This is a genomic window from Brevundimonas sp. Br13 (genome assembly GCF_055391505.1).
The window spans coordinates 1,818,677-1,837,548 of the sequence record NZ_AP044008.1; the positions used below are offsets into that span (position 1 = coordinate 1,818,677).

The window sequence follows — 18,872 nt, forward strand, 5'->3', positions numbered from 1 at the left end:
GGCCAGCCTAGCAAGGCGGAAGCGGTTCAGGCCAGCCGCTTCCGCCCCGTCGCCCTATTTCAGGACGGGCAGGTCGATGTAGGAGGCGTCGTCTCCGGCGTGATGCAGGGCGTTGTCGGCGACCCGGCCCTGGGTCTCGCTTTCGTTCGGCCCGCCGGTGTTCAGATTGCGGACGAATTTCGGGAAGTTGGAGCTGGTCACCTCGACCCGGATGCGGTGGCCCGGCTGGAAGGTGTTGCTGATGGTGATCGGCGTGGGCTGCACCGTCGCGATCTGGCCGGGCGTCAGGGGGGTGGGCCGGTCGTAGCCGGTGCGATAGCGGGCTCGCATGATGGTGTCGCCCAGGATATAGGCCGTCCCATCCGGCGCCACATCCACCAGCTTGACCGCGAAGTCGGTGTCGGGCGCCGATGACGACACCTTCAGCACCGCATCGACGAAGCCCGTCACCTGCATCGGCTCGGTCAGCGGCTCCGAGGTATAGACCAGCACGTCGTTGCGCGCCTCGATCTGACGCTGGTCAAAGGCGCCGGCCGTGACCAGCCCGCCGTTGCAGCAGTCGCCGCCGCCGATGGTCTGGACCGGGTTCATCGGATCATAGCGATAGCGGTCGGCCTGTTCGCCCGCCGGCGGCGCCTCGGGGCTCAGCCGGCCGTCGCCGTTCAGACTGTTGGCCGCCCCGCCGGATCGCAGATACATCCGCACGGTCTGGACGCCGGCCGGCGGCCACTGGGCGGCGGTGCGCCATTCGTTCTGGCCCATGTTGAAATATTGGACATGCGGGGTGCTGTCGGGGAAGGCGCGGCGCTCGCCCTTCAGCCAGCGGTCGAACCAGGCCAGGACCAGGCCGTCCGCGTCGAAACTGGCGTCGCCCAGGTCGCGATCGCCAGAGCGGAACCCGGCCTTCAGCCCGGCGAAGGCGCAGTGATTGTTCGGCCCCACCACCACATACTGGTTCTCGGCTGCCTCGCGGTCCTGGGGGGTCGAGCGAGCGTGATTGAACAGCTCCATGTTCGGCCCGATGGAGACGTCGTACCAGCTGTTGAACCACAGGGCCGGCACGCCCCAGCCCATGTCGTCGTGATAGAGGCCGCCCTCGCGCCAGGCCGGGTCGGCGGGCGTGCGGGCGATCAGTTCCTCGAAGGTCGCGGGCGGCTCGCCCAGGTCCTTCAGCATTTCATCGACCGGCAGATGGCGGATCTGGCTGGGCCAGTTCACCTCGGGCTTCTTGGCGTCAAGGTCGTTGTAACGGACGATGCGGGCGCGGGTCTCCTGGTCCATCTCCGCCGGGATCTGCGCGCGAAGCGGATTGTCCACCCCGTACAGCCAGACGAAGAACAGATTGCGCGGCACGCCGCCGGTGTACCAGTTGCCCTGTTCCTGAAAGCGCCCGACCTTGCCGATTCCGGCGCCGGACGCCTGAGGGACCATGGCCGCATGGGCGGGATGGTTCTGGGCCGCCAGCGCCAGCTGCCATTCGGCCGAGGACGAGCAGCCCAGGGTGCCGACCTTGCCGTTCGACCAGGGCTGGGCCGCGATCCAGCTCAGGGCGTCATAGCCGTCCGTCTGGGGATAGCCCAGGATCTGATAGTCCCCGCCCGAGAAATAGCGCCCCCGCTCGTTCTGGATGACCAAGGCATAGCCGCGGCTGACCCAGGTCAGGGCGCTGCGGGTGGTGCGGGGGTTATAGGCCAGCTCATTATAGGGAGTGCGGATGAAGACGGTCGGCAGGGGGCCCTGGGCGTTCTTGGGCCGATAGATGTTGGTGGCCAGTCCGACTCCGTCGCGCATCGGCATCATGACCGCCATCTGCACATCGGCGATGCGGGACAGTTCGGTCTGGGCGGCCGCATCGCTGTACCGGCCATAGTCCTGGGCGGCGACCACGGCGGGCGTAGCCGCCAGTACGGCCGCGACGACGGCGGCGACGATTCTGTTCATGATAATGCCCCTCCAAAAAGCTTGCAGAAGGTTAGGCTGCAAAGAAGGGCGCGGCAATCTTTCGCCGGGATCAGTCCTTCGCCTTGACCGCCACCTTGAAATGGCGGCCCACGATCTTGGCCGGGTTCACCTGGGCGCCGCTGCGGCGCACTTCGAAATGCAGATGGGGGCCTGTCGAATAGCCGGTCGAGCCGACCAGGCCGATTCGCTGTCCGCTCGTCACCAGATCGCCGCTGGCCACATCAATGCGGCTGAGGTGGCCGTAAAGGGTGCTGAGGCCGTTCGGATGGCGCACCTCGATGAAGGCGCCGTAGCCCCCGGCCTCATAGCCGGTGCGGACGATCCGACCCTCTGCAGCGGTGAAGACCGACGTTCCCTTTGGCGCGGCGATGTCCACGCCCTTGTGCGCGCGGGCGCGGGCCTCGATCGCCAGCTTGCGCAGGCCGAAGGGGGAGTTGATCGCATAGCCGCGCACGGGGGCGGAAAACCCGATCTCCCGCATCACCGGCCCGGCATTTTCGACCTGAGCCTTCACCGGCGGGGCGACGGGCTCGGCCGCAACTGTCGGCGCCGTTTCGCGCGTCACGCCGGGGGCGGCGGCGGCGGCCAGCAGGGCCACGGTCGCAAAGGCGGCGGTCTGGCCGCCGTGGATCAATAGGCTTTTGCAACGCGCCAGGGGCGCGTCGGTCAGCAGGCGTCGCATTCGGCGGCGTCTCCAGCTTGGACAGGCTCTGGATTGAGCCGGAGCATGGAGCGACACGCGCGGGCGCGTTCGAAACCGTCATGCTCCTGGAAGCGGCGCTTATGCTCCTAGGCTGGGGCGACTTTTGGACCCTGATCGGGCCGGGATGGGGCTGGGCCTAATCCAGCGGGCGTCGAGCGACCAGGTCGATCAGGGCCGAACGGCCCCTGTGGCCGGCCCCTTCGTCCAGATCGGCCTCATAGGCGCGCAAATGCTCGATCCCGAAATCGCCGAACGCCGCCTCCAGCAGTTCAGGGGTGTAGAGCTGTTCGACCTGGGAAGGCCCCCCGGTGCCGTAGTCCAGCTGGCGCGGCGTATAGCCGTGCAACAGGATCAGGCCGCCCGGCTTCACCGACCGCTTCATTCCCTCAAAGATCGCCGCACGGAAGTCGGGTGGCGCGAACTGGATAAAGACCGCCGCCACGGCGTCATAGGCCGCGTCCGGCCAGGTCCACCCCTCGAGGTCCTGGATCTGAAAATCCACCTCGACCCCCTCGCGGGCGGCCAGGCGTTTTGCCTTGTCCTGCGCGGCCGGCGAGATGTCGGTGGCGGTCACCTGGTGGCCGAGTCGGGCCAGATAGACGGCGTTCCTGCCCTCGCCGTCGGCGGGCGTCAGAATCCGACTGCGGGGCTTCAGCCGGTCGGCGTGCGTCACCACGAACTGGCTGGGCGCCGTGCCGAAAACATAGTCGGCGGTCGCCGCATAGCGGGCGTCCCAGCCGTCACTCAAGGTCGCCATGATCGGCCTCCATTCCTGCGAATGGCTATCATTTGCGACCGTTCGGCGCAACCCAAGCCACTGGGCCTTAGGCGATGATGTCCGGCAGGATCTGATCCTCGATTTTGACGATCTCGTCCTTCAGCGCCAGCTTCTTGCGCTTCAGCCTGGCGATCAGCAGTTGATCAGGCACGGCCGCCTCGGACAGGGCGTCGATCGAGGCCGAGAGGTCGGCGTGCTCCTGGCGCAGCAATTTGACGCGGGCGTGAAGCGCCGCTTCTTCCTCGGTGATGTCCGGCACATCGTCGTTCATCGTGCAGTCCATCTTGCAGTCGGTAGAGCCAACATAATCGGACGACCTTCAGGCGGAAAGGGTTTCGGCCAGCCGCTGCAAGGCCGGGCGAGGCGTCACCGGCGCCCAGAGCCGCGCCGTCGCGACCAGGGCCGCCAGGGCGGGGCGCGGGGACGGGCGGGGCGCGTGGTCGTCCGCGTCGTGGATCAGGGCTTCCAGGGCGGCGAGCAGATGGCGTTCCGCCTCCAGCTCCAGCCCCTTGATCTTGTCGCGGACCGCCAGGCGGGGCGCGTCCTCGATGTCGGGGACCGGAGCCTTCAGGGTGCGGCGAACGGCGCGCAGCGGCGCCACCACGACCCCGTCCCAGGCGCGGGCGATGTCGCAGGCCGCCTCGATCGTCTCGGCGTCGGGTTCATGGCCGGCCGCAGCGGCCCAGGCCGACCACAGCAGCAGGGGAACGTTCTGGTCGTGGCTGTCCTGCAAGGCCAGGCAGGCCTCGCCGACGCCGGGTCGCCCATAGGCGGCGACGGCCCAGTCCCACAGGCTGCGCGTCTCGACGGCGGTCACTTCAGCCCGTCCCAGCGCCGCACGGCGCTCCAGCCCAGCCCGAACAGATCCAGGGTCCGCCCCACCGACTGGTCCACCATCTCCAGGATCGATTCCGGCCGCGCATAAAGGGCGGGCAGGGGCGGGGCGATGGTCGCGCCCATTTCGGCCAGGGCCGTCATCGTCCGCAGATGGCCCAGATGGAAGGGCGTCTCACGCACCATCAGCACCAGCGGCCGGCGCTCCTTCAACGTCACGTCGGCGGCGCGGGTCAGAAGCGACGAGGTCACGCCCGTGGCGATCTCGCTCATCGTCTTTATCGAGCAGGGGGCCACGATCATGCCCAAGGTCTTGAAGGAGCCCGAGGCGATGGTCGCCCCGACGTCAGCCAGTTTGTGAACGACCGAGGCCTTTGCAGTCAGGTCTTCGGGCGACAGATCGGTCTCCTGCGACAATGTGAGCAGGGCGGCCTTGGTCACCACCAGATGGGTCTCGACGCCTAAATCCTTCAGCGCGTCCAGCGTCCGCGCGCCGTAGATCGCGCCTGACGCCCCTGAAATTCCGACCACCATCCGATAAGGAGCAGTCCGTATGGCTCCGTTCACATCATCGACCATTTTTGGGGCCAGCCTCCGTCGTGTCCGGACGAAAAGCAGTCACTGGAATGTGATTCCACAGCCTGCCGAACCGGGCGCTCACTCTACTGGTCCCTAACCAACGGAGGCGCAAGCCATGACCATCGAGGCTCGTATTCGCGAACTGGGTAATCGGCATCGCATGCTGGATCAGACGATCCAGCGAGAACTCAACCATCCGTCCGTGGACACGCTGCAGGTCAAGGAATTGAAGCAGAAGAAGCTTCGTTTGAAGGAAGAGATCACCATTCTGGAGCAGCGGGCCCACTGAGGGTCGCGCACGCTCAGACGACGACGGCCCCGGAGACCGCTCTCCGGGGCCGTTTTTATTCCCGTCATCCTCGGGCTTGACCCGAGGATAGGATGATCCGCCGCTGGTGCGAAGACGTCAGCGCACGGCGCCGGGCCCTCAGGCCAAGCCCGAGCGCGACGGACGGATCAATCCTTGGCGCCGAACACCGATTCCGCCGTCGGCTCGGCGCCGGGACGCTGGCGGGCTTCGGGAACGAATTCCGGCTCTTCCTCGACCTCTTCGGCCACGGGCAGGATGGTGCCGCCGCCGTTCTTCAGATCGTCCTTGGCCTTCTTGTCGGCGGCCTTCTTGACGATCTCGTCCAGGGCCAGCTGACCGACCAGGCCCAGGGTCACCGGATCGACCGGCTTGATGTTGGCGCTGTTCCAGTGGGTGCGGTTGCGCACGCTCTCGATCGTGGACTTGGTCGTGCCCAGCAGTTTGGCGATCTGGGCGTCGGTCACTTCCGGGTGGTTGCGCACGAACCAGGCGATGGCGTCCGGCCGATCCTGACGACGCGACACAGGGGTGTATTTCGGCGCAGGCTTGGCCGACTTCAGCAGTTCGGCATGGCGGCTGACGATCGCCTTCATGCGATAGTTTTCGTCGGCCTGAGCCTTGTCCAGCTCTTCGCGAGTCAGTTGGCCGCCGGTGACGGGATCGACGCCGCGGATGTCGCGGGCCACGTCGCCGTCGGCGATGCCGCGGACTTCCAGCGGATGCAGACCGCAGAAGTCGGCGATCTGCTCGAAGCTGAGGGAGGTGTTGTCGACCAGCCAGACCGCAGTGGCCTTGGGCATCAGAATGTCGCTCATGGGGCGTTCGTCCCGGTAGGGTGGGGGCCGCCGAATGGGGGTTCGGCCAGCGTTGGATACGACGGCGCCCGGCCTTTCGACCGGGCGCTTATGGTTTCGATATAGGCCTATTCGCCTGAAAAGAAAACGCCGCCCGACATTCTCGTACAGCCACGGTTCATCCGAGGTGCGGCAACCTTCGCGGTAATCGAGGCTTTCGCCTTTGGGAGAGGAGAACCACCATGTCCATTCTGCTCGGCGCCGCCATGGCCGCCGCCCTGGCTTCCGGCCAGGACATCACCGCCCAGCGGGTCGCCCCGCGCGGCAGCTACAGCCGGTCCTGCACCGAGGCCTACACCCACCGCGGACGGCTCTACGCCGACTGCCGCGACATGCGGGGCCGCGTTCGCGGCACCTCGATCGAACTGGCCCGGTGCGGCGACGAAGAGATTTCCAACCAGGACGGGCTTCTGGTCTGCGGCCGCGAGCGGGGGGACTATGAAGATCGTCGTCCCGACTATCCCGGTGGGAATGGCGGATGGAACGGCGGCGACGACAATGGCGGGGGCTGGGGCGGCGGCTCGGGCGGCGGCTGGAACGGGGGATGGGGCCGGACCTCCATCACCGTCTATGAAAACGCCAACTTCCGCGGCGCCTCGCGCGAGTTCGTCGATGAGGACCGCAACCTGGGCCGCACCCCCTTCAACGACCGGATCAGCTCCATGCGCGTTCGCGGCCGATGGGAGGTCTGCACCGACGCCGAGTTCCGGGGGCGCTGCCGCATCGTCGAAGGCGACGTCCGCTTCCTGAGCGACGGCTTCAACGACCGCATCTCCTCGATGCGGCCGGTGCGGGGCGGCGGGCGCTGGGATCGCTGACGGCGGTTAAGGCGTCAGCACGAACTTGCCGATGTGATCGCCGGCCTCCAGCGCGCCATGCGCCTCGGCGGCCTTGTCCAACGGATAGACAGCCTGCACCGGCGGTTGCACCGCACCGGAGGCGACCCAGGGCCAGACCGTCGCCTTAACGGCGGCGGTCAGCCGGGCCTTCTCATCGGCCGATCGGCTCCGAAGGGTCGATCCCGTCAGGACCAGCCGCTTCAGCATGATCCGCATCAGGTCGATTTCGACCACCGATCCGGACAGGGATGCGATGACCACCCAGCGACCGCCGGGCTTCAACGCCTTCAGGTTCAGTTCGGCGTAGTCGCGGCCCACCATGTCCAGCAGCACATCGACGCCGCCCGCTTCGGCGATCGCGGCCGCCAGGTCGTCGGATCGGGCGTCCAGGCTGACATCGGCGCCCAAAGCCTGGGCCGCCTTCGCCTTGTCCGCCCCGCGCGAGGTGGCGATCACCGCAGCGCCCGCCGCCTTGGCCATTTGGATCGCCGTCACCCCGATCCCGCTCGTCGCCCCGTGGATCAGCAGCGTCTGGCCCGCCTTCAGCCCGCCCGCCTCGAACACATTGGCGAAGACGGTGAAGACGGTCTCGGGCAGGGCGGCCGCCTGAACGAAGGACAGGTCCTCCGGGATCGGCAGAACGTGGCGGGCGTCCACCACCGCCTGTTCGGCATAGCCTCCGCCGACCAGCAGGGCGCAGACCCGGTCGCCCCGGCGCCACTGGCTCACGCCTTCGCCCAGGGCCGCGATTTCTCCCGCGACCTCCAGTCCCAGGACAGGGGAGGCGCCGGGCGGGGGCGGATAGCCGCCCCGCCGCTGCAGCAGGTCGGGCCGGTTGATTCCGGCCGCGCGCACCTGGATCAACACCTCGCCGGGGCCAGGCGTCGGATCAGCCTGTTCGGCGATCTTCAGCGCCTCAGCCGGACCCGAACCGCCCTCGATCTGGATAAGCCGCATGTCGCCTCGCTTGCATTCGTCGCTGTCCGCGCGTTCAGATAGGGGTTCCGGCCGACTTCGGCCATGACAGGCGCAGAAAGGCGACGACCATGTTCGACGATTTCGAGCCTCGCCCGCGGCGTGGAGAGGCCCTGACCACTCTTGAGCGCGAGGATCTGGACCCCTATTCCATTGAAGACCTGCAGGAGCGGATCGGCGCACTGACGGCCGAAATCAGTCGCGCCCAGACAGCGATCGAGAAGAAACAGGCCAAGAAAAGCGCCGCCGACGCCCTGTTCAGTTTTAGACCCTGATCGCCCGCGTCTCAAATCCGTGGCATGACGGTTGCAAACCCTTCGGCCCAGGCCGTTTGTGGCCCCAAGTCGGAACAGGCCTAACCTTCATGATGATGTCCCCCATGACCCTGAGCGACGATCAAGACATGGCCGCCCGGGCCGAACGCGCTCGCAAGGTGCAGGATTTCACCCGTTCCGAACTGTTCGACCGCACCTTCCGCGAAGGCATGGAACTGGTGGAGGAGACGGCGGCCTATCTGGACGGAGAGGGACGTCGCGATTCCAAGATGCTGTCCCGCTCGGCCGCCCTGGCCTATGCGGCCGAAAGCATGAAGCTGACCACGCGCCTGATGCAGATCGCCTCCTGGCTGCTGGTGCAGCGGGCCGTACGCGAGAACGACATGACGGCCGAGACCGCCTGCGAGCCGCGCTATCGTCTGAACGACCGCAAGATCGAGAGCCAGCCCAGCCACGCGGAACTGCCGATCGCCCTGGTCGAATATCTGGTCCGGTCGGAAAAACTGTTCGACCGCGCCCTCTATCTCGACCGCCGCATGTATCTGGAGGCGCCTGAGGAACAGCCGCAGAATCCGGTCCTCAGCCAGTTGGGCCTGCTGGAAGCCGCCTTCAAGGGCTGACGCCTCTAAAGCCCGAACTTACGGCCCGACATCGTCGGCGTCGCGACGCCCGTCGTCGATCGGCCGAGGCAGGCTGACGGCGATCCCCAGGGCCTGGGCCAGCTTGTCGTCGCGGCCATAGACGTCCTCGCGGAAGGCGACCCGTCCCTGACCGTCCACGAAGGCGGTCCAGTACAGCAGCCGCACCGTGATTTCGCGCCCGGTGGTCACCCGAGTGGTCTCACGCGTCTCCTGGGCCGTGTCGAACTCGGCCAGCTTGGCGGGATCGGGCGACAGCAGCAGCCGGGCGAATTCCACGGCGTTCTGCACCCGCACGCAGCCATGGCTGCGCTGGCGCATGGACAGGTTGAAGGCGGCCTTGGACGGGGTGTCGTGCAGGAAGATGGCGTAGCTGTCGCGCAGCTCGAACTTCACATAGCCCAGGGCCGACTTCGGCCCGGCGCGCTGGATCACCGTTCCGTTGGCCACATACATGTCGTTGGCCGCCAGATAGCCGGGGCCCTTGGGCAGGATTTCGCGCCGTGCGATGCCGGCGGGCACGTACCAGGGCGGATTGGCGACGACCGAGGCGAAGGGCTTCTCCAGGCTGGGCGTCTGGTTCTCGGCCGAGCCGACCACCACCCGGTTGGAGTGCACCGGCTTGCCGTCTTTCCAATAGACCATGATGGCGGCGGCGGTGTTGACCTCGATCCGCTCTGGCGCAACGTCGCGCTTCAGCCAGCGGCGGCGTTCCAGGTTCAGGGCGATCTGACGCGCCCGGTCCTCGGCCGAGGCTGAGAGGGAGCGCTGGGTGCCCGTTCCGATGCGGCCGTCTGCGCCCAGGCCGTGCCGCGTCTGAAAGCCCTGGACCGCCTGTTGCAGCTCGGCGCCGTAAGTCAGGCCCTGGGCCTTCAGCCGCGCGCCCTGTGCCGCCGTCAGATCGCCCTCGGCCGTCAGCCGGTCGATCAGGGCGGGGATGCGGCGGTCGCTCATGTTGGGTTCAATCGTCGGACCGGCCGGGAAGGCGGGCCAGCCGCCGCCGGCGGCCAGTCGGCGATAGCGCACATAGCCGGCCGACAGGTTCTGATAGCCGATGTCGGTCGGCGCCAGACCCTCGAACCAGTCCAGCAGGATGTTGCGGGCCAAGGCGTCGCTGAGGCCGCGCGGCAGGTCCACGCGGTTTTTCTGCATTTCCCACAGATCCTCGACCGTCTCGGGCCGCACCTTGCCCTCGGCCAGGACGCGGCCATAGGCCAGGGCCGCCGCCGTCGTGCGCAGATCGGCTGAAGCAGGATCGGCGGCTAGGCCCACGAAGTCGAAATAGTCGCCCGCCGACAGGCCATGGCGTTCGGCCCGGGCGGCGACGGCGTTCAGGGCGCGCATCCGTTCGCCGGTCCATACCGGCCGCCAGCCGTTCATCTCATAAAAGGCGCGAACGTCCGGTTGCTGGGTTTCCGACAGGCGCGAAATCTGATCGTTGAAACTGTTGTAGAAGGCGGTGGCCGCCGCAGGGCGCTGGATGGAAACCTGTTGCGCCCGCGCAGCGGAGGCGAGGGCGATCGTCGCCGTTGCGACGCCCAAACCCAGTTCCCGTCTATTCATAACCCGTCCGCTTCTCGATGGCCCGATCCCCGTGAACCGACGCCCTTGTTCTTGCTGATTTGAACGCCGTCCATGTTATCGACGTTCCAGGCAAACAAAAAGCGCCGGCCATCGGACCGGCGCTCTTCGTGACGTGATTGCCGCAATGTGTCGCAGCCAGGACGCGCTTACTTCTTGATGAAGCCGGCGAACTTGTTGTTGAAGCGCGAAACGCGGCCGCCGCGGTCCATCAGCTGGGCGTTGCCGCCGGTCCAGGCCGGGTGCGTCGTCGGGTCGATGTCGAGGGCCAGCTTGTCGCCTTCCTTCCCGTAGGTCGAACGGGTCTGATAGGTCGTGCCGTCGGTCATCACCACAGTGATGAAGTGATAGTCGGGGTGGGTGTCCGCCTTCATGGGTCGTCGTCCGGTCTCTGGGCGCGATGACGATGCCGACCGTCGCTGCGCATGAAATGAGAAACCCGCCAGAAAATCCGGCGGGAATGAGGGGCGGCGTTTACACCGGGGGGCGTTCCGGGGCAAGAGGCGGTCGCAATGACTGATCAATCCGCCGCCTCCGCCCGCTCCGCCAGTCTTCCTGCGGGGCGCGCCGCCGGCGCGGCCAGCCTGGACGGGCGGCCCAGCGCCGGCGCTGTCCTGGCCGAACAGATGTCTGAAGCGGGCGAGAAGCGCGCGAAACGCCGGGACATCCGGCCCCTGGCCCGGCTGATTCCCTATGCGCTTCGGCACAAGGGCCACGCCCTCATGGCGGTCTTCTGGCTGCTCTTGTCCACCACCGCCTCCCTGGGGCTGACGGCCCTGGCCCGAGGGGCCATCGACCACGGATTTGAAGACGGCGGCGCGCGCCTGAACCTTTGGTTCCTGCTGCTGGGGGCCAACGCCCTGTTCCTGGGGCTCGCGACCGCCGCCCGCTATTTCTACGTCACCCGGACGGGCGAGCGGGTCATCGCCGACGTCCGAAAGGGGCTGTTCGGCCGCATCCTGACGCTGGACCCTTCCTTCTACGCCCATATGCGGACCGGCGAGGTGCTGTCGCGCCTGACCACGGACATCGCCCTGGTCGAGACCCTGATGACCACCTCGGTCTCCTATGCGCTGCGGAACTTCCTGACCCTGATCGGCGGGGTGGTGCTGCTGTTCTTCGTCAGTCCGAAACTGACCGGCCTGGTCCTGTTGATCGTGCCGTTCCTGCTGGGGCCGATCTTCATTTTCGGCCGCCGGGTCCGCAAGCTGACCGTCGCCTCCCAGGACCGGTTCGCCGGCGCCGTCGGCTTCGCCGGTGAAAGCGTGGACGCCGTCGAGACGGTCCAGGCCTTCGGGCGCGAACACAGCGCCATCGCCCGCTTCGGCGCGGCGGTGGAAGACGCCTTCGACGCCTCTCTGAAGCGGATGCGGGCGCGGGCCTGGATGACGGCCCTGATCATCGTCGTCATGTTCGGCGGCGTGACTCTGGTCCTGTGGCTGGGCGCGCGCGATGTGGTGGCCGGTCAGATGACGCCCGGCGCCCTTCTTCAATTCGTCCTCCTGTCGGTCTTCGCCGCCGGGGCCGTGGGCGCGCTCGGCGAAAGCTGGGGCGATGTGCAGAAGGCCGCCGGCGCCATGGAGCGGATCGAGGAGCTGATGCGGGCCACGCCCGACATCGCCGCCCCGGCCCGGCCCGTCGCCCTGCCCACCCCGCCGCGCGGCGAGGTCTCCATGTCGGCCGTCGATTTCGCCTATCCCGGCCGGCCCGATCTTCCGGCCCTGAAGGGGTTCAGCCTGACCGTCCGTCCCGGCGAGACCGTGGCTCTGGTCGGTCCCTCCGGCGCGGGCAAGTCCACCGTCTTCCGCCTGCTGCTGCGCTTCTATGATCCGCAGACCGGTCTGGTCTCGGTCGACGGGGTGGACGTGCGCCAGGCCGATCCGGTCGAGGTTCGCAATCGCTTCGCCTGGGTGTCGCAGGAGACGCCGCTGTTTTCAGGCTCGGCCTTGGAGAACATTCGCTTCGGCCGCGAGACCGCCACCCTGGAAGAGGCCCGCGCCGTCGCTGAAAAGGCTCAGGCCCTGGGCTTCATCGACGCCCTGCCGGAAGGCTTCGACACCCCACTGGGCGAACGCGGCAAGAGCCTGTCGGGCGGTCAGCGCCAGCGTCTGGCCATCGCCCGGGCCCTGGTCCGCGACGCCCCCATCCTGCTGCTGGACGAGGCGACGAGCGCGCTCGACGCCGAAAGCGAACGGCTGGTCCAGGCGGCCCTGGATCAGGCCATGACCGAACGCACCACCCTGGTCATCGCCCACCGCCTCGCCACCGTCCTGCGCGCCGACCGCATCGTCGTCATGGATGACGGCCGTGTGGTGGAGGAGGGGACCCACGCCCAGCTGGTCGCCCAGGGCGGCCTCTACGCCCGCTTGGCCGAGCTTCAGTTCCGGGCGGATTGAGCCGAAGGGCCTTCATTGGATCAAGGATTCGCAGAGCGTCCTGATCGCGCCAGGGCCGGAAAGTCGGTGAAGACGGCGTCCACCCCCGCCTCGGCGAAGGCGGCGGCGTAGCCGGCCATGTCGCCGTGCTCGGCAAAGCCTTCGCCCCGGCGCCGCTCGGCCGGCAGGAAGGCGTTCTCGGCCCTCAGAGTCCAGATCACCACCTTCAGCCCTGCGGCGTGGGCGTCGGCGACCAGGGCGCTCGGCCCGATCGTCCGCCCGTCCGCGTTTCGCGGCAGGACCAGGGTCATGTCCGGCGCCGCCCAGTCGGCATAGGCGGCCATGGCCTTCAGCCCTTCCGGCGTGATCATCTGGGCATAGGTCAGGTCCGGCCGATCCACGGGCCCGCCCTCGGACGCGATCAACTGGGCCAGGGGCGCGTCGATCCGCCTCGACAGCCGCTCCAGCGGCCCGACCTCGAAACACTGGATGATGATCGGGGCGTCGGCGCCGGTCAGGTCCAGTCGTCTCAGCTCGGCCACAAAGGCGTCCTCCATCGGCAGGCCGATGCCGGCGAAATAGGTCGGGTGTTTCAACTCGGGCGCCACCGCTATGGTCCGGCCCGTCCGGGCCGAGGCCTCGCGCGCAATGGCGACCACCTCGTCGAAGGTCAGGATGGGCTCGCGCCCGTCATAGGCGGCGCTGCCGGGCCGGAAAGCGGGCAGCCGTTCCTTGGCCCGCAGCGTCTTCAGCTCGGCCAGGGTGAAGTCCTCGGTGAACCAGCCCGTGACCTCGGTCCCGTCGATGGTCTTGGTGGTCTTGCGATCCGCAAACTCCGGCCGTTCGGCGACATCGGTCGTTCCGCTGATCTCGTTCTCGTGCCGGTCGATGAAGACCCCGTCCTTGGATAGCACCAGATCCGGCTCGATCACGTCCGCGCCCTGCTGGATCGCCAGTTCATAGGCCGCCCGCGTATGCTCGGGGCGTTCGCCCGAGGCGCCGCGATGGGCGATGATCAGCGGCTGGGCCATGGCCGGCGTTCCGACAAGGAGGGCGAGGGCGGTGACGATGGCGCGGATCATGCCCCCTGGATAGGGGCGCCGCGCGACAAGGATATGAATGTCTACTCCCCACGCAGTGGGGAGGGAGACCGCCCCCGGGTCTCGCGGAAGGCGAGCCCGAGAACAAGCTACGCCGGTGGAGGGGTTCTTGACGCCCCACCGGCCGCTGGTGATGCGGCAAGAGCCCCTTCGTCACGGCGCTGAAGAAGCGCCGCGCCACTTCCCCGCAAGCGGGGAAGAGACAGAAGCGAGCCTCAGGATGCCTGCAACACCTTGCGCAGTTGCGGGTGCAGCTCGGTATTGGACGCCAGCACCGACGCCCCCGTCTTCGGGTCGCCGTCGTTGTCGATGGTCGTGACCCGGCCCCCGGCCTCGGTGACGAACAGTATGCCCGCCGCCACGTCCCAGGGCTTCAGATTGCGCTCATAGTAGGCGTCGTACCGGCCGGCGGCGACCCAGGCGAAATCCAGGGCGGCCGAGCCCAGACGTCGGATGCCGGCGACGCGCTGGCCCACGGCGTGGATGTCCTTGATCGCCTGGGCGTGACCCGACTTGCCGATGAAGGGCAGGCCGGTGGCGATCAGGCTTTCCGACAGGTCGCGACGCCCGGAGACGCGAATCCGCTGATCGTTCAGATAGCAGCCCTTGCCCTTCTCGGCCCAGAACAGCTCATTCATGACGGGATTGTAGGTCACCCCGGCGACGATCTCGCTGGACCCGTCCGGGGCGCGCCGCTCCAGGCCCACCGTTATGGCGAAATGGGGCAGGGCGTGCATGAAGTTGGTCGTGCCGTCGATCGGATCGACGATCCAGGTGTGGGACTTGTCGGTCCCCTCGACCATGCCCCGCTCCTCGCCCAGGAAGCCGTAGCCGGGGCGGGCCTTGGTCAGCAGTTCGAACAGGGTCTCTTCCGCCTTCAGGTCGGCGGCGGTGACAAAGTCCCCCGGCCCCTTGCGCGACACCTGCAACTGGGACACCTCGCCGAAGTCGCGAAGCATGGGGCGGGCGGTCTTGCGGACCGCGTCGGTCATGACCTGAAGCAGGGCGGAGGCGAGGGCCATTGTGGGATCTCCTGGTCCGCATGTCCTCTAAAGCCGCTTAGGCCGGAGATGCGGAGAAGTTCGAGGGGGACGCGGAAGGCGTTGGGAAGTGCTGGTGAGCAGAAGGTGAGCGGAAGTCGTGCGGAGCGCCTTGGCGCGCCGGCCCCTCTGCTCACCAGCACTATTCACCAGCACCTGTCGGAGTTCAGTCCGCGCGGCGGACGTATTCGCCGCTGGTCGTGTCGACGACGATCTTCTCGCCGGCCGACATATAGGGGGGGATCATGATCCGCACGCCGTTCGAGGCGATGGCGGGCTTGTAGGAGGACGAGGCGGTCTGGCCTTTCACGGTCGGCTCGGTCTCGGCGACTTCCAGAACCACCTGATCCGGCAGCTCCAGGCCGATCGGACGCTCTTCGTGCATCTCGATGACGACCTTCATGCCCTCTTGCAGATAGGGGATGCGCTCGTCGCCGACCCAGTCCTTCTGCAGCTCGATCTGCTCGTAGGTGGCGTCGTCCATGAAGACCAGGCTGTCGCCGTTGTCGAACAGATAGGAGAAGTCCTTCTGCTCCAGGGTGACGCGTTCGACCTTGTCTTCCGAGCGGAAGCGTTCGTTCAGCTTGTTGCCGGTCTCGAGGTTCTTGGCTTCGACGTTGGCGAAGGCGCCGCCCTTGCCGGGCTTGACGTGGCTGGCCTTGGTGACGACCCACAGGCCGCCGTTGTGTTGCAGGACCATGCCGGGCTTGATGGCGTTGCCGTTGATCTTCATGGGGTCACATCGGGAATGGGGTTGCGCCCGCGCGCCCAGGTTGGAGCGTGGCGAATAGGGCGCGATCCCTAGAGGAAGCCCCCGAAAAGGGCAAGGCGGACCTAGTGGAGGGTCCGCTCGTTCATCTGATCGGCTTTCCGATGAAGGAAGTTGCCCATCCGAACGCCGCCGCCTGTCGGGGCGGCCATCTTGCCGGCGCCCTCGTCCAGTTTGCGGGCCTCATGGGCGAAGGCCGCCGCGAGACCGGCTGACGACATGGCGGCCGCCACCTGTTTCCACATCGACGAGGGGCGCAACCCCAGCCAGACCGCGTTGACCGTCTGGGCGGCGACCCAAAGCCCCATGGCGCGCGTCCTTTCGGGCCGATGCGGCGCATTCCAGACCCGCACCGCCGACAGGGTCGTGGCCGAAAACACCGCCGGCAGGATCAGGCTGAAGGCGCCGCGCGGCTTCTCCGTAATGGGCAGATCGCCGTCGCGCACATGTTTCAGCTTTCGTTTGGGGGTGAATGCGCCTGACGCTATGCCCGTCGCCAGCAGAGCAAACCCCACCGTCAGCGCCACCCCAACCGCGACATGCGCCGCGCTCCGCCCCTCGCTGTTCAACAGATCCACGGCCGCGTCGCGCACGTCGTCGATGGCGTCGTCGATATCCGTCATGGTCCGCTCCCGCTTGTCAGGAAAATCTAATGGGCGGACGGGGCGCCGGTTCCGTCAGACCTCGTCCGGTTCGACCGGTTCCGTCTCGCGCGGATCGAAATCATAGTCCAGCAGGTCGCCGGGGCGGCACTCCAGCACCGCGCACAGCCGCGCCAGAGTGCTGAACCTTATGCCCTTCACCTTGCCGGATCGAAACAGCGAGAACTGGGTCTCGCTGAGGCCCACCTGGGCGGCGACGTCGCGCGCCTTCAGGCCCTTGCGAACCATCAGATCATTCAGGGTGACGCGAACCGGCATTCAGATCATCTCGTCCATCTCGGCCTGTATTCGGCCGGCGTGGTCGATGACGCGCCCCAACAGGAACAGGGCGCCGCCGATCATGCCCAGAGTCATGCCGGCGATGTCGAAATAGGCGAAGCCGCCCTGGGTAAGACCCAACAGCCGCATCAGGTTGGTGACGCCAAAGACGCTGAGCACTCCGCCAAGGCCAAGCGCCAACCCCACGCGACGCAGGGCGGACGATAAGGTCGGCTGGATCAAACGCCCCTTCGCCAACTGCCCCATCGCCGACCCGATCGACCAGACGGCGAAAAGGTAGAATAGGGCGGGCAGGGCCCAAAGGACTTGTTCAACCAGCAGCCGGACCGGGCGATCTCCCTGCGCCAGGAAGAAGGCGACCGGCGCCAGGGCCAGCAAGCCGCCGACGCTGACGACCATGAAGATCGCAAGCGCGCGGAACTGCCGGCACATCAGCCGAAAGCGGGCGAGGTTGTCAGCGGTCATGGGTCTTGTTCCGAGTTGAAACCTGTCTTGTTTTTAATCTTGACTTAAAAATCCGAGGGCCGCAACTTTATCTAAGAGTTAAAGATTGGGTTGGGCATGGCGGCTATAGAGACTGAGGGACTGACCCGTCTTTTCGGGGATCGTCGGGCGGTGGACGGCGTGTCCATGACCGTGCCGGATCATTCGGTCTATGGCGTCCTGGGCCGCAACGGCGCTGGCAAGACCACGACGATGAAGATGCTGACCGGCCTGCTGCGGCCCTCATCGGGCGTGGCTCGGGTTTGCGGCGTCGATGTCGTCAAGGACCGCAGAGGCGCGGCCCGCAAGATCGGGGCCCTGCTGGAGGCGCACGGCTTCTATGGCCATCTGTCGGGACGAGAGAATCTGGACCTGACCCGGCGACTTCTGGGCCTGGCGACGACTGAGGTCGATCGCGTGCTGGACGTCGTCGATATGACGCGCGACGGCGGACGGCGCGTCGGCGACTACTCCCTGGGCATGCGCCAGAGGCTCGGCATCGCCCGCGCCCTGCTGGGGTCCCCGCCGGTGCTCATGCTGGACGAACCGACGAACGGGTTGGACCCCGACGGCATCGCCGACATGCGTCATTTCCTGCGGGAACTGCCGATCCGCGCGGGGGCGACGGTCCTGCTGTCCAGCCACCTGCTCGGCGAGATCGAACAGACCGCCACCCATGTCGGCGTAATCCATCAGGGTCGGCTGGTGGTCGAGGGCGAACTGGCCCGGCTTAAGGCCGAACTGGCGCCAGAGATCGGGCTGCGTGTCGATGACCCGACACGCGCCCGCGCCGTCTTGCGTTCGCGAGACCTGACCCTGAGCGACGACGCCGATGGGCTGGTGGCGCAGCTGCGTCCCGGCGACGATCATGACCAGGTCTGCGCGGCTTTGAACCGCGATCTGGTTGCGGCCGGCGTAGCCGTCTTCTCTATCGGCGCCCGCGCCCGTTCGTTGGAGAGCGTCTATCGCGCCGCCTCCGCCGTCTCCCCAACACCTGTTTCGGAGCCCGTCTGATGCTGACCGTCCTGTCCGTCGAAGTCCGAAAGCTGAACCGCTCCCTGGCTCTGGTGCTTGCGGCGACTGCGCCCGCCCTGATCGCCGTCTTCGCCTTTTCGATGCAGCTGCGGTCCAAGACGCCGTCCGAGTGGGACATGTGGATCGGCAGCGGCATGGCGATCTGGGCCTATTTCATGATGCCCCTGTGCGTCGCGGCCCTGACCGCCCTGGTCGCGCACATGGAGCACGGGCCGCGCAGCTGGGATCATCTGCGCGCCCTGCCTGTTCCCCGCTGGACCCTCTACGCGGCCAAGGCGGTCTGCGTGATCGCTCTGGTGCTGATCATGAGCGCGGCGGTGCTGGGCGCGACCATAGGGGCGGTGGCCCTGGGCGGCCTGATCAAGCCGGAGGCCGCGGCTATGGGAGCGCTCGATTTGACGGGCTACGCCTGGACGATGGCGCGGATGGCGGCGGCCGCCCTGCTGATGATCGCCATACAGTTTTGGACCGCCATCCGTTTCGCCAGCTTTGTGCCGGGCCTGGCCCTGGGCATAGGAGGGACCTTCTTCGCCGTCGTGGCCACATCCGCCAGGCAAGGGGCGTTCATGCCGTGGCAGATGCCCGTCAACGTCCTGGCGACCGAGCCGTGGCGGGTGCAGACCGCATTGACGCTGGGCGGCGGTCTGGGCCTCGTCGTGCTCGCGGCGGCGGTGCTGCACCTGGCCCGCCGCGAGGGACGCTAGAGCATGATCGTTTCGGACGGAACCGCTTCGCGGTTCCGACAGAAGCGTGAATCATGCTCTCGCTTTAATCTGGAGCCTGATTCACGGCTTCAGCGGA

23 protein-coding genes are annotated in these 18,872 nt (G+C 67.3%); 7 read left to right on the top strand and 16 right to left on the bottom strand.

What is annotated here, in order from left to right; translation table 11 throughout:
* Window positions 1-54: 54 nt before the first annotated feature.
* The 6 genes from ACZ5M6_RS08895 to ACZ5M6_RS08920 all read right to left on the bottom strand — a co-directional run bounded on the left by ACZ5M6_RS08895 (window position 55) and on the right by ACZ5M6_RS08920 (window position 4,856).
* Window positions 55-1,941: a CocE/NonD family hydrolase gene (locus ACZ5M6_RS08895; protein ID WP_464158207.1), complete on the bottom strand. Its 1,887-nt coding sequence runs from the start codon at window positions 1,939-1,941 to the stop codon at window positions 55-57.
* A gap of 70 nt (window positions 1,942-2,011) precedes the next feature.
* On the bottom strand, window positions 2,012-2,644 hold the full coding sequence (locus ACZ5M6_RS08900) for a M23 family metallopeptidase (RefSeq protein ID WP_333897472.1): 633 nt from the start codon (window positions 2,642-2,644) through the stop codon (window positions 2,012-2,014).
* Window positions 2,645-2,801: 157 nt separating this feature from the next.
* Window positions 2,802-3,422, bottom strand: coding sequence for an SAM-dependent methyltransferase (locus ACZ5M6_RS08905; protein WP_182713926.1), 621 nt, complete (start codon window positions 3,420-3,422; stop codon window positions 2,802-2,804).
* Between the two features lie 67 nt (window positions 3,423-3,489).
* Window positions 3,490-3,714, bottom strand: a complete 225-nt coding sequence (locus ACZ5M6_RS08910) for a YdcH family protein (protein ID WP_054765420.1) — start codon at window positions 3,712-3,714, stop codon at window positions 3,490-3,492.
* Between the two features lie 48 nt (window positions 3,715-3,762).
* Complete coding sequence (locus ACZ5M6_RS08915) at window positions 3,763-4,260, bottom strand: TIGR02444 family protein (protein WP_287106359.1); 498 nt, start codon at window positions 4,258-4,260, stop codon at window positions 3,763-3,765.
* A complete protein-coding gene (locus ACZ5M6_RS08920; protein ID WP_464158209.1) occupies window positions 4,257-4,856 on the bottom strand; it encodes a UbiX family flavin prenyltransferase in 600 nt (199 codons plus the stop codon). Before ACZ5M6_RS08920 ends, ACZ5M6_RS08915 begins: the two co-directional genes overlap by 4 nt.
* A 115-nt stretch (window positions 4,857-4,971) precedes the next feature.
* Between ACZ5M6_RS08920 and ACZ5M6_RS08925 the strand changes: the two genes are divergently transcribed.
* The gene (locus ACZ5M6_RS08925; RefSeq protein ID WP_054765422.1) at window positions 4,972-5,145 is read left to right on the top strand and encodes a YdcH family protein; all 174 of its coding nucleotides are present in this window, start codon (window positions 4,972-4,974) and stop codon (window positions 5,143-5,145) included.
* A gap of 167 nt (window positions 5,146-5,312) precedes the next feature.
* On the opposite strand, the gene ACZ5M6_RS08930 is transcribed toward ACZ5M6_RS08925, so the two are convergent.
* Window positions 5,313-5,981, bottom strand: coding sequence for a DUF1013 domain-containing protein (locus tag ACZ5M6_RS08930; protein ID WP_054765423.1), 669 nt, complete (start codon window positions 5,979-5,981; stop codon window positions 5,313-5,315).
* A 221-nt stretch (window positions 5,982-6,202) separates the two neighbouring features.
* Between ACZ5M6_RS08930 and ACZ5M6_RS08935 the strand changes: the two genes are divergently transcribed.
* Window positions 6,203-6,838, top strand: a complete 636-nt coding sequence (locus ACZ5M6_RS08935) for a beta/gamma crystallin-related protein (RefSeq protein WP_464158211.1) — start codon at window positions 6,203-6,205, stop codon at window positions 6,836-6,838.
* 6 nt (window positions 6,839-6,844) lie between these two features.
* On the opposite strand, the gene ACZ5M6_RS08940 is transcribed toward ACZ5M6_RS08935, so the two are convergent.
* Window positions 6,845-7,816 carry an NAD(P)H-quinone oxidoreductase gene (locus ACZ5M6_RS08940; RefSeq protein WP_464158213.1) on the bottom strand — a complete coding sequence of 324 codons (972 nt, stop codon included), beginning with the start codon at window positions 7,814-7,816 and terminating at the stop codon, window positions 6,845-6,847.
* An 89-nt stretch (window positions 7,817-7,905) separates the two neighbouring features.
* Between ACZ5M6_RS08940 and ACZ5M6_RS08945 the strand changes: the two genes are divergently transcribed.
* Together ACZ5M6_RS08945 and rcdA are read left to right on the top strand one after the other, a co-directional pair.
* A complete protein-coding gene (locus ACZ5M6_RS08945) occupies window positions 7,906-8,109 on the top strand; it encodes a DUF1192 domain-containing protein (protein WP_182713930.1) in 204 nt (67 codons plus the stop codon).
* 104 nt (window positions 8,110-8,213) lie between these two features.
* Window positions 8,214-8,729 (top strand): protease adaptor protein RcdA, encoded by a 516-nt coding sequence (gene rcdA / locus ACZ5M6_RS08950; protein WP_224761396.1) that lies wholly within the window; start codon window positions 8,214-8,216, stop codon window positions 8,727-8,729.
* A gap of 18 nt (window positions 8,730-8,747) precedes the next feature.
* Here rcdA and ACZ5M6_RS08955 read toward each other — a convergent pair whose 3' ends face one another.
* A complete protein-coding gene (locus tag ACZ5M6_RS08955) occupies window positions 8,748-10,310 on the bottom strand; it encodes a L,D-transpeptidase family protein (RefSeq protein ID WP_464158215.1) in 1,563 nt (520 codons plus the stop codon).
* Between the two features lie 167 nt (window positions 10,311-10,477).
* Complete coding sequence (gene rpmE, locus ACZ5M6_RS08960; protein WP_054765428.1) at window positions 10,478-10,702, bottom strand: 50S ribosomal protein L31; 225 nt, start codon at window positions 10,700-10,702, stop codon at window positions 10,478-10,480.
* A 138-nt stretch (window positions 10,703-10,840) separates the two neighbouring features.
* On the opposite strand from rpmE, the gene ACZ5M6_RS08965 reads away from it, so the two are divergent.
* On the top strand, window positions 10,841-12,724 hold the full coding sequence (locus tag ACZ5M6_RS08965; protein WP_191558344.1) for an ABC transporter transmembrane domain-containing protein: 1,884 nt from the start codon (window positions 10,841-10,843) through the stop codon (window positions 12,722-12,724).
* 20 nt (window positions 12,725-12,744) lie between these two features.
* Here the strand turns inward: ACZ5M6_RS08965 and ACZ5M6_RS08970 are convergent, their stop codons facing one another.
* The 6 genes from ACZ5M6_RS08970 to ACZ5M6_RS08995 form a co-directional block, all read right to left on the bottom strand.
* On the bottom strand, window positions 12,745-13,785 hold the full coding sequence (locus ACZ5M6_RS08970; RefSeq protein WP_464158218.1) for a glycerophosphodiester phosphodiesterase: 1,041 nt from the start codon (window positions 13,783-13,785) through the stop codon (window positions 12,745-12,747).
* A gap of 233 nt (window positions 13,786-14,018) precedes the next feature.
* The gene (locus ACZ5M6_RS08975; RefSeq protein ID WP_464158219.1) at window positions 14,019-14,825 is read right to left on the bottom strand and encodes an inositol monophosphatase family protein; all 807 of its coding nucleotides are present in this window, start codon (window positions 14,823-14,825) and stop codon (window positions 14,019-14,021) included.
* 184 nt (window positions 14,826-15,009) lie between these two features.
* Window positions 15,010-15,576, bottom strand: a complete 567-nt coding sequence (gene efp / locus ACZ5M6_RS08980; protein WP_054765432.1) for an elongation factor P — start codon at window positions 15,574-15,576, stop codon at window positions 15,010-15,012.
* A gap of 101 nt (window positions 15,577-15,677) precedes the next feature.
* Window positions 15,678-16,235 (bottom strand): tryptophan-rich sensory protein, encoded by a 558-nt coding sequence (locus ACZ5M6_RS08985; protein ID WP_152949927.1) that lies wholly within the window; start codon window positions 16,233-16,235, stop codon window positions 15,678-15,680.
* A gap of 54 nt (window positions 16,236-16,289) precedes the next feature.
* A complete protein-coding gene (locus ACZ5M6_RS08990) occupies window positions 16,290-16,532 on the bottom strand; it encodes a helix-turn-helix domain-containing protein (protein WP_054765434.1) in 243 nt (80 codons plus the stop codon).
* Window positions 16,533-17,018 (bottom strand): hypothetical protein, encoded by a 486-nt coding sequence (locus tag ACZ5M6_RS08995; RefSeq protein ID WP_054765435.1) that lies wholly within the window; start codon window positions 17,016-17,018, stop codon window positions 16,533-16,535.
* Between the two features lie 96 nt (window positions 17,019-17,114).
* Here ACZ5M6_RS08995 and ACZ5M6_RS09000 point away from each other — a divergent pair, with 96 nt between their 5' ends.
* Together ACZ5M6_RS09000 and ACZ5M6_RS09005 are read left to right on the top strand one after the other, a co-directional pair.
* Window positions 17,115-18,050 carry an ABC transporter ATP-binding protein gene (locus ACZ5M6_RS09000; RefSeq protein WP_464158223.1) on the top strand — a complete coding sequence of 312 codons (936 nt, stop codon included), beginning with the start codon at window positions 17,115-17,117 and terminating at the stop codon, window positions 18,048-18,050.
* Window positions 18,050-18,775, top strand: a complete 726-nt coding sequence (locus tag ACZ5M6_RS09005) for an ABC transporter permease (protein WP_464158225.1) — start codon at window positions 18,050-18,052, stop codon at window positions 18,773-18,775. Before ACZ5M6_RS09000 ends, ACZ5M6_RS09005 begins: the two co-directional genes overlap by 1 nt.
* Window positions 18,776-18,872: the final 97 nt, after the last annotated feature.

Bases quoted from the DNA above. Each gene is read 5' to 3' on its own strand.
- ACZ5M6_RS09005 (WP_464158225.1), top strand. From the start codon at position 18,050: ATGCTGACCGTCCTGTCCGTCGAAGTCCGAAAGCTGAACCGCTCCCTG.
- ACZ5M6_RS08990 (WP_054765434.1), bottom strand. From the start codon at position 16,532: ATGCCGGTTCGCGTCACCCTGAATGATCTGATGGTTCGCAAGGGCCTG.
- ACZ5M6_RS08920 (WP_464158209.1), bottom strand. From the start codon at position 4,856: ATGGTCGATGATGTGAACGGAGCCATACGGACTGCTCCTTATCGGATG.
- rcdA (WP_224761396.1), top strand. From the start codon at position 8,214: ATGACCCTGAGCGACGATCAAGACATGGCCGCCCGGGCCGAACGCGCT.
- ACZ5M6_RS08985 (WP_152949927.1), bottom strand. From the start codon at position 16,235: ATGACGGATATCGACGACGCCATCGACGACGTGCGCGACGCGGCCGTG.
- ACZ5M6_RS08935 (WP_464158211.1), top strand. From the start codon at position 6,203: ATGTCCATTCTGCTCGGCGCCGCCATGGCCGCCGCCCTGGCTTCCGGC.
- ACZ5M6_RS08930 (WP_054765423.1), bottom strand. From the start codon at position 5,981: ATGAGCGACATTCTGATGCCCAAGGCCACTGCGGTCTGGCTGGTCGAC.
- ACZ5M6_RS08945 (WP_182713930.1), top strand. From the start codon at position 7,906: ATGTTCGACGATTTCGAGCCTCGCCCGCGGCGTGGAGAGGCCCTGACC.
- rpmE (WP_054765428.1), bottom strand. From the start codon at position 10,702: ATGAAGGCGGACACCCACCCCGACTATCACTTCATCACTGTGGTGATG.
- ACZ5M6_RS08975 (WP_464158219.1), bottom strand. From the start codon at position 14,825: ATGGCCCTCGCCTCCGCCCTGCTTCAGGTCATGACCGACGCGGTCCGC.
- ACZ5M6_RS08940 (WP_464158213.1), bottom strand. From the start codon at position 7,816: ATGCGGCTTATCCAGATCGAGGGCGGTTCGGGTCCGGCTGAGGCGCTG.
- ACZ5M6_RS08925 (WP_054765422.1), top strand. From the start codon at position 4,972: ATGACCATCGAGGCTCGTATTCGCGAACTGGGTAATCGGCATCGCATG.
- efp (WP_054765432.1), bottom strand. From the start codon at position 15,576: ATGAAGATCAACGGCAACGCCATCAAGCCCGGCATGGTCCTGCAACAC.
- ACZ5M6_RS08900 (WP_333897472.1), bottom strand. From the start codon at position 2,644: ATGCGACGCCTGCTGACCGACGCGCCCCTGGCGCGTTGCAAAAGCCTA.
- ACZ5M6_RS08905 (WP_182713926.1), bottom strand. From the start codon at position 3,422: ATGGCGACCTTGAGTGACGGCTGGGACGCCCGCTATGCGGCGACCGCC.
- ACZ5M6_RS08995 (WP_054765435.1), bottom strand. From the start codon at position 17,018: ATGACCGCTGACAACCTCGCCCGCTTTCGGCTGATGTGCCGGCAGTTC.
- ACZ5M6_RS08910 (WP_054765420.1), bottom strand. From the start codon at position 3,714: ATGAACGACGATGTGCCGGACATCACCGAGGAAGAAGCGGCGCTTCAC.
- ACZ5M6_RS08970 (WP_464158218.1), bottom strand. From the start codon at position 13,785: ATGATCCGCGCCATCGTCACCGCCCTCGCCCTCCTTGTCGGAACGCCG.
- ACZ5M6_RS09000 (WP_464158223.1), top strand. From the start codon at position 17,115: ATGGCGGCTATAGAGACTGAGGGACTGACCCGTCTTTTCGGGGATCGT.
- ACZ5M6_RS08895 (WP_464158207.1), bottom strand. From the start codon at position 1,941: ATGAACAGAATCGTCGCCGCCGTCGTCGCGGCCGTACTGGCGGCTACG.
- ACZ5M6_RS08955 (WP_464158215.1), bottom strand. From the start codon at position 10,310: ATGAATAGACGGGAACTGGGTTTGGGCGTCGCAACGGCGACGATCGCC.
- ACZ5M6_RS08965 (WP_191558344.1), top strand. From the start codon at position 10,841: ATGACTGATCAATCCGCCGCCTCCGCCCGCTCCGCCAGTCTTCCTGCG.